The sequence below is a fragment of the Bifidobacterium sp. LCP19S3_E9 genome, assembly GCF_052121135.1.
Classification (GTDB): domain Bacteria; phylum Actinomycetota; class Actinomycetes; order Actinomycetales; family Bifidobacteriaceae; genus Bifidobacterium; species Bifidobacterium thermacidophilum.
Genome location: NZ_JBQKEV010000019.1, coordinates 1 through 1,342 on the forward strand (window position 1 = coordinate 1; position 1,342 = coordinate 1,342).

The window sequence follows — 1,342 nt, forward strand, 5'->3', positions numbered from 1 at the left end:
GGCCTATAGGAACTAAACGTGGTGTTTATGATGCCGGTCAGGCCAAGTGGCTGTAGGCGTGTCGGCGTGCGTTTAACGTGACGTGTCGTTAAAAAGGCCGTCCGAGTGCCGGTCCCTGCGGTTGCATGGTGCCATGCGGACGAAATCGAAAAGGGCGCGCCTGTGCCCGGTATGCGGCGGGCCGATGAGGAAGAACGGCAGGACCAAGGCGGGGGCGCAGCGATGGAAATGCCCGGGATGCGCGCTTTCCACGACGGCGCCGAGACGTGACGGGCGCAGGCGCGCGCAGCTGGGGGAATTCCTCGACTGGCTGCTGTCCGGCAAACGCCAGTGGGACATGGACGGGGCGGACGGGCGGGCGTTCCGCAAGCGCGTCGGCTGGTGCTGGCGCCTCCGCCCGGCCATACCGCCGGACGGCGTCGTCCGCCACGTCATCATGGCCGACGGCACGTACATGGCCCATGGCTGGTGTCTGCTCATAGCCATCGACGGGCTGACCGGCGAACCCGTGGCATTCCAATGGTGCGGGCACGAGTCCACCGCCGCGTACGCCGCGCTGTTCTCGCGGATACCGGCGCCCGACGTCCTCGTCTCGGACGGGCTCCGCGGCATCGAGAGGGCCTGCGCCCAGGCCTGGCCGCGCACGAGGATCCAACGCTGCCTGGTGCACGTGCAGCGCAACACCCGCGCCGACCTGACGTCCAGGCCCAGGCTCCAGGCGGGCAGGGAGCTCAAGGAACTGTCCGATGCCCTGACCTCCGTCCGGACGGCCGGGCAGGCCGCGCAATGGGCGGGTGCGCTGAACGCGTGGCACGGGCGGTGGAGGGATTTCATCGCCGAACGCACCTGGGCGAAGGACGATCCCGCCAATCCCAAGGCCTCCAGGCAGGAATGGTGGTGGACGCACGGGGAACTGCGCCGCTGCTACCGCCGGCTCGAGCGATTGTTCAGGGAGGGCAAGCTCTTCGCGTTCCTGGACCCCGGGCTGCTGGCGGGCGGTCCCGTGCCGCGTACCAGCAACCTGCTGGAGGGCGGGATCAACTCGCTGGTCAAACGCACCCTCCTCGAACACCACGGCCTGCCCGAGGAACACATGAGGCGCGCATGCGAATGGAGGTGCTACATGCGCAGCCACGCGCCGGACCCATATGCCCTGATCGCGGGACTGGAACAGGCCGCCGGCACACAGGACCGGGAGCCGACGGACGGGAACGACGACGGATACGGTGATGGAATCCAGGCGAACAACCACGACGATCCGACGAACGAACCTGGATTCTACATCCGCAAAGGACACGTCCACTAACCAAAAATGGAAGTCTAAAACACCACGTTTAGTTCC

Annotated in this window: 1 protein-coding gene; it reads left to right on the plus strand. The window is 66.8% G+C overall.

The features are described from left to right. The first annotated feature begins 133 nt into the window (after positions 1 to 133). Positions 134 to 1,306, plus strand: coding sequence for an IS256-like element ISBith1 family transposase (locus ACTQYB_RS07995; RefSeq protein ID WP_015449742.1), 1,173 nt, complete (start codon positions 134 to 136; stop codon positions 1,304 to 1,306). The last annotated feature ends 36 nt before the right edge of the window (positions 1,307 to 1,342 follow it).